This is a genomic window from Ideonella azotifigens (assembly GCF_006519715.1).
GTDB lineage: Bacteria > Pseudomonadota > Gammaproteobacteria > Burkholderiales > Burkholderiaceae_C > Ideonella > Ideonella azotifigens.
In genome coordinates, this window is sequence record NZ_VIDT01000313.1 from 1 (window position 1) to 6,245 (window position 6,245).

Consider the following 6,245-nt stretch of genomic DNA (forward strand, 5'->3'; position numbering starts at 1 on the left):
GTGCAGGCCCAGCGGGCCGTCCGGGTCCGGCGAAAACGGCACGCCCTGCTCCACCAGCCAGCCCACCGCGCGCGCGCTGTGCTCGGCAATGAAACGCGCGGTGTCTTCGGCGACCAGGCCGGCGCCGGCGTCCTGCGTGTCGCGCACATGGGACTCGACGCTGTCGTCCGAACCCAGCACGCCGACGATGCCGCCCTGGGCCCAGGCCGTGGCGCCCTCGCCCAGGTCACGCTTGGCCAGCACGACAACGGGCTGGCCTTGCTCGGCCAGGTGCAGTGCCACCGTGAGCCCGGCCAGGCCGGCCCCGACGATGACCACCGGCAGCTCGCCGTTGACAGGAAAAGGCGAAATGCCGGCCGCGGCCGCAGAAGCTTGGGACATGGTGTGTGCAGCAAAGGGCGGGCTTCAGGCTTCGCCCATGAAAAAAGCGTGCGCCCATTCTAGGGACGCACGCTTGTCGCAGCCGGCAGCAGGGCCGCTGGCTGATTCAGCGCAAGCGCGGAGCGCTCAGTGCACCACGCGGCCGAAGTTGAACTGGCCGTCTTCCACGTCCACCGGCACCACATCCTTCGGGCCGAAGCGGCCTTGCAGGATCAGCTTGGCGACCGGGTTCTCGATGCGCTGCTGGATCGCGCGCTTCAGCGGCCGGGCGCCAAAGACGGGGTCGAAGCCGACCTTGGCAATCTCCGCCAGCGCCGCTTCCGAGACTTCCAGCTTCATGTCCATCTTGGCCAGCCGTGCATCCAGGCCTTGCAGCTGGATCTTGGCAATGGCGGCGATGTTCTTCTCGTCCAGCGCATGGAAGACCACGGTCTCGTCGATGCGGTTGAGGAACTCCGGCCGGAAGTGCGCCTTGACCTCGCCCCACACCGCCTCGCGGATCAGTTCCGGGTCCTGACCCTGCATCTGCATGATCATGTGCGAGCCGAGGTTGCTGGTCATCACGATGACGGTGTTCTTGAAGTCCACGGTGCGACCCTGGCCGTCGGTCAGCCGGCCATCGTCCAGCACCTGCAGCAGCACGTTGAACACGTCCGGGTGGGCCTTCTCCACTTCGTCGAGCAGCAGCACGCTGTAAGGCTTGCGCCGCACGGCCTCGGTCAGCGTGCCACCTTCCTCGTAGCCCACATAGCCTGGCGGCGCGCCGATCAACCGGCTCACCGAGTGCTTCTCCATGAACTCGCTCATGTCGATGCGCACCATGTGGTCCTCGCTGTCGAACAGGAAGCCGGCCAGCGCCTTGCACAGCTCGGTCTTGCCCACGCCGGTGGGCCCCAGGAACAGGAAGCTGCCCAGCGGCCGGTTCGGGTCGGACAGGCCGGCACGCGAACGGCGGATGGCATCCGCCACCGCGACGATGGCCTCGTCCTGGCCCACCACGCGCTCGTGCAGCTTGGTTTCCATCTGCAGCAGCTTGTCGCGCTCGCCCTGCATCAGCTTGGCGACCGGGATGCCGGTGGCGCGTGCCACGACCTCGGCGATCTCTTCGGCGCCGACCATGGTACGCAGCAACTGCGGCCGGCCGCTGCCGTCCTTCGCACCCTGCGCCTTGCCGGTCTCTGTGGCCTGCGCTTCCTTGTGCTTCTTCTCCAGCTCCGGCAGCTTGCCGTACTGCAGCTCGGCCACCTTGTTGAAGTCACCCTTGCGCTTCAATTCCTCGATCTGGAACTTGATGCGGTCGATCTCTTCCTTCAGGTGGGCCGAGCCTTGCGCAGCAGCCTTCTCCGCGGTCCAGATCTCTTCGAGGTCGTTGTACTCGCGCTGCAGCTTCAGCAGCTCTTCCTCGATCAGCGCCAGACGCTTCTGCGAGCCCTCGTCGTGCTCCTTCTTCATCGCCTCGCGCTCGATCTTCAGCTGGATCATGCGGCGGTCCAGCCGGTCCATGACCTCGGGCTTGGAGTCGATCTCGATCTTGATCTTGGCCGCGGCCTCGTCGATCAGGTCGATGGCCTTGTCGGGCAGGAAACGGTCGGTGATGTAGCGGTGGCTGAGCTCGGCCGCGGCGACGATGGCCGGGTCGGTGATCTCCACGCCATGGTGCACCTCGTACTTCTCCTGTAGGCCGCGCAGGATGGCAATCGTCGCCTCCACGGTCGGTTCGCCCACCAGCACCTTCTGGAAGCGGCGCTCCAGCGCAGCGTCCTTTTCGACGTACTTGCGGTATTCGTCCAGCGTGGTGGCGCCGATGCAATGCAATTCACCGCGCGCCAGCGCGGGTTTGAGCATGTTGCCGGCGTCCATCGCGCCTTCGGCCTTGCCCGCGCCCACCATGGTGTGCAGCTCGTCGATGAACAGGATGATGCGGCCTTCGTCCTGCGAGACTTCCTTCAGCACCGCCTTCAGCCGTTCCTCGAACTCGCCGCGGTACTTGGCACCGGCCAGCAAGCCGGCCATGTCCAGCACCAGCACACGCTTGTTCTTCAGGGTCTCGGGCACTTCGCCGTTGACGATGCGCTGCGCCAGGCCTTCGACGATGGCCGTCTTGCCCACGCCGGGTTCGCCGATCAGCACCGGGTTGTTCTTGCTGCGGCGCTGCAGCACCTGTATCGCGCGGCGGATCTCGTCGTCACGGCCGATCACCGGGTCCAGCTTACCCTGGCGGGCGCGTTCGGTGAGGTCCAGCGTGTACTTCTTCAGCGCCTCGCGCTGGCCCTCGGCTTCGGCCGAATCGACCGTCTGGCCGCCGCGCACTGCGGTGATCGCGGCTTCGAGTGCCTTGCGCGTCAGCCCGTGGCCGCGCACGATGCCGCCGATGTCGTTCTTCGCATCGGCCAGCGCCAGCAGGAACATTTCATTGGCGATGAACTGGTCGCCGCGCTGCATGGCTTCCTTGTCGGCCTGTTGCAGCAGTTGCACCAGCTCGCGGCCGGCCTGGACCTGCTGGTCACGGCCCTGCACGCTGGGCAGGCCGTTGATCGCCGTTTCCATTGCGGTGCGCAGCGCCGCGGTGTTGGCGCCGGCCCGGTCCAGCAAGGCCTTGGGGCCGTCTGGCTGGGCGAGCATGGCGGCCAGCACGTGGGCTGGCTCGATGTAGGGGTTGTCGCGCGCCACGGCCAGGCTTTGGGCCTCGGCGAGCGCCTGTTGGAATGCAGTGGTGAGTTTGTCGAGACGCATGGGAATGACCTCCAATTGCGTACGGACATGGGGCAAAGACGCCCTGTTTTCAAGTCCCGCCGCGGGTCTGCCAGCATTCGATGGCAAAGCCCGCACTCACGGCTTGCGCTGCATCAAGGCCAGCGCCGGATCACGCCCTGGCTACAGCGGCTCGCCCACCGCCCGGTAGTGACCCGACTGGAACACCAGCGGCGCGCCGGCATGATGCTGCAGCGCCAGCACCCTGCCAATGAACAGCACATGGTCACCGGCTTCCTGTGCGCTGTGCAGCTGGCAGGAAAAGTTTGCCAGCGCGCCTTCCAGCAGCGGCACGCCGCCGGGGCCGTCGTGCCAGGGGCCTTCGGCAAACCGGTCCGCGTGCGGCGTGGCAAAGCGGCGCGAAAGCTCCATCTGCCCCTGGCCCAGCACATTGATCGCAAAGTGCGAGGCCTGCTCGAAGATCGGCCGGTTCGGGCTGCCACTGCGCAGCGACCACAGCACCAGCGGCGGATCCAGCGACAGCGCATTGAACGAATTCGCCGTCAGCCCGACCGCGCGGCCGGCGGCGTCGCGGCAGGTGACGATGGTCACGCCCGTGGCAAAACGGCCCAGCGCGTGGCGCAGGTCCAGGGGATCGATCAGCCGTTCCATCAACATCAGACCGCGATGGTAAGGCGTTTACCCTCATTTTCCTCGCCAGGGACTTCGCCGCATCGCCAAGCCCGCGGCACTTTGCACCGGCTCTCAAGGGAACGCAGGGCCGCCCCAAGTTTCCTTGACCCCCTCGGGGGGCCTGGCGCGAGGCGTCGGGTCTGGGGGTGCTCTCAACCGGCCGCGGGCCCGTCGTTCACGTTGCGCATCGGCGTGGCCAGCAGCGCCACGCCGACCACAGCGACCAGCAGCCCGCCGCCCCCAAGGAACAGCGCATTCAGCGGCACCGCGCGCAGCAGCCAACCGGTGGCCGCGGCCGAGACTGGCGCCAGGCCCATGAAGATGAACATGAACAGGCTCATCGCCCGGCCCAGCATGGCCGGCGGCACGCGGCGCTGGATCCAGGTGAACACGGCCACCTGCATGAAGCCGCCCAGCGCGCCGATCAGCAGCAGCAGCCCCGCGCCCTGCCAGGTGGCAGTGATGCTGCCCATAGGCATGAACAGCAGGCCCACCGTCGCGTCCACCGCCAGCAGCGTCAGCCCCAGGCTGCGCAGCCGCCAGTGCGGCTTGGCGCCTGCCAGGCCCATGCCCAGCAGCGTGCCGGCACCATGTGCGGCCATCATGCTGCCCAGCGCTGCGGCCCCCAGTTGCGCTTGTTCCTTGGCCAGCACTGGCAATGCAATCTGCACCGGCCCGCTGATCAGCAAGGCCACCGCAGACCAGTAGAGCAAGCAGGTGCGCAGTTGCACATCCCGCCAAAAGGACTTCAGCCCGTCGGCCACCGCACCCAGCACCGAGGCCCCTGCCGGCATGGCCGGCTTGCCGCCCAGCATGTGCACCTTGCGCAGCGTCCAGATGGTGATGGCGAAGCTGAAGGCGTCCAGCGCAAACGCGGCCGCGAGACCGCGTGCATCCGTCAGCGCGCCCGCCTCATGGCCGGTGCCCAGCACGGCAATCATCAGCCCGGCCAGCAGCGGGCCGGCGAACATCGTCAGCTGGCGCAGGCCCAGCATCACGCTGTTGGCCGGCTGCAGCCACTCCCGCTGAACGACCTGCGGCAGCATGGACGTGCCGGCCGGGATGCTGAAAGCCGTGGCCAGGCCGATGCCCAGCGACAAGGCATACAAGCACGGCAGGTTCAGCGTGCCCGCCCAGACCATGCCCGCCAGCGTGCCCAGCAGCGCGGTGTTGACGTACTTGGTGACCATCATCACCTGCTTGGGCGAATGGCGGTCCACGAAGGCACCGCCGATCAGGATGAACAGCGCCCGCGGCACGCCCAGCATGGCCAGCACGATGCCCAGCACACGGGTGTCGGCCGTCATCTGCAGCACCAGCCAGGGCAAGCCGATCAGGGTGAACTGGTCGCCCAGCATCGAGATCAGGCCGCCGCTGAGCATCCAGCGGAAGTTGTGGTTGCGCAGCAGCGCTTGTCGCGGCGTGGGCGCGGCGGAAGGCGGGAGTGTTGGACTTGTCATGGCCGCGACTTTCCGGCCTGACGTGGCGTGAGGGTCAAGCCCCGTCGGGCACTGCCTGGTTCAGGAAGGCGCGCCGCTCGGGCGTCAGCGGGCCACCCAGTTGCAGCAGCGGCTCGGCTTCGAAGGCCTGGCGCAAGCGGTCGCGCAGCTTCGCATCGCCGCCGGTTGCCTGGTGCGACAGCTCGAACCAGCGGCGCGCCAGTGCCCTCACGGGCTCGCTGCCAGGCGCGGCCTTGGCGTCCATCAGGCCCTGCGCGTCGCTGGCCAGCTGGGCCCAGGCCTCGCGCGGCACATGGCCCAGCTGGCGCAAGTCGTCTTCGCTGAGGTAGCGCAGCATCAGCGACAGCCGCAGCTGCACCGCCGGCTCGATGAACTGCACCATGGCCAGCGATGGGCCGCCACCGAGTTGCAGGCCAGGGTCGCTGTGATAGGCCCGGCCCCAGCGCTCCATCATGTCGAAATCGCCCTGCATCCAGTCGCGCATCAGCGTCATCCAGCGCTGGGCCAGCGGCTGCACCTGCGGGTCCAGTGGGTCAACGCCGCGGTCCATCACCTCCTGGATTTCGGCGATCAGCTGCCACCAGTCGGTCGCCACGCTGGGCCAGCGGGCGAAGATGCGCCGCGTTTCGGACGGACTGAAATGCGCGTCGCAGACCGTCATCATCTGCAACGTGATCAGCAGCTCGTCCAGCTCCGGCCCCTGCCCTTCGTGGAAGCGCTGCTGCATCAGCTCCAGCCGCTGCTGCAGCGCCTGTGCCTGGCGGATCTGCTGCTGCAGGGCCAGCAGTTGGCGCTCGATGATCTGAGGCATCCGGGCGCCGTCTTCCGCCAGCAGCCGGCCGACTTCCTCCAACGTCAGCCCCAGGCCCTGCAGCGCCTGGATGGCATGCAGCCGCGCCACGTCGTCCTGGTTGTAGAGCCGGTAGTCGTTTTCGGCACGGGCCGACGGGCGCAGCAGGCCGATGCTGTCGTAATGGTGCAGCGTGCGCACCGTGAGGCCGGCGCGCCTGGCGAGTTCGC

The 6,245-nt window shown here is 67.8% G+C and carries 5 protein-coding genes; all 5 read right to left on the reverse strand.

Going from position 1 to position 6,245, the window contains the following annotated elements:
* A partial coding sequence (locus FKP22_RS17890) for an FAD-dependent oxidoreductase (protein ID WP_141288927.1) occupies positions 1-381 on the reverse strand: 381 nt, incomplete at its 3' end.
* Positions 382-507: 126 nt separating this feature from the next.
* Positions 508-3,114 (reverse strand): ATP-dependent chaperone ClpB, encoded by a 2,607-nt coding sequence (clpB, locus tag FKP22_RS17895; RefSeq protein WP_141288930.1) that lies wholly within the window; start codon positions 3,112-3,114, stop codon positions 508-510.
* A gap of 141 nt (positions 3,115-3,255) precedes the next feature.
* Complete coding sequence (locus FKP22_RS17900) at positions 3,256-3,744, reverse strand: flavin reductase family protein (RefSeq protein WP_231012188.1); 489 nt, start codon at positions 3,742-3,744, stop codon at positions 3,256-3,258.
* A gap of 173 nt (positions 3,745-3,917) precedes the next feature.
* On the reverse strand, positions 3,918-5,225 hold the full coding sequence (locus FKP22_RS17905; RefSeq protein WP_141288934.1) for an MFS transporter: 1,308 nt from the start codon (positions 5,223-5,225) through the stop codon (positions 3,918-3,920).
* Between the two features lie 34 nt (positions 5,226-5,259).
* Positions 5,260-6,245: MerR family transcriptional regulator (locus FKP22_RS17910; RefSeq protein ID WP_141288936.1), on the reverse strand; the 986-nt coding region annotated here is incomplete at its 5' end.

What these genes read in the sequence shown, in the direction of transcription:
- clpB (WP_141288930.1), bottom strand. Translation starts at nt 3,114, where the DNA reads ATGCGTCTCGACAAACTCACCACTGCATTCCAACAGGCGCTCGCCGAG.
- FKP22_RS17900 (WP_231012188.1), bottom strand. Translation starts at nt 3,744, where the DNA reads ATGGAACGGCTGATCGATCCCCTGGACCTGCGCCACGCGCTGGGCCGT.
- FKP22_RS17905 (WP_141288934.1), bottom strand. Translation starts at nt 5,225, where the DNA reads ATGACAAGTCCAACACTCCCGCCTTCCGCCGCGCCCACGCCGCGACAA.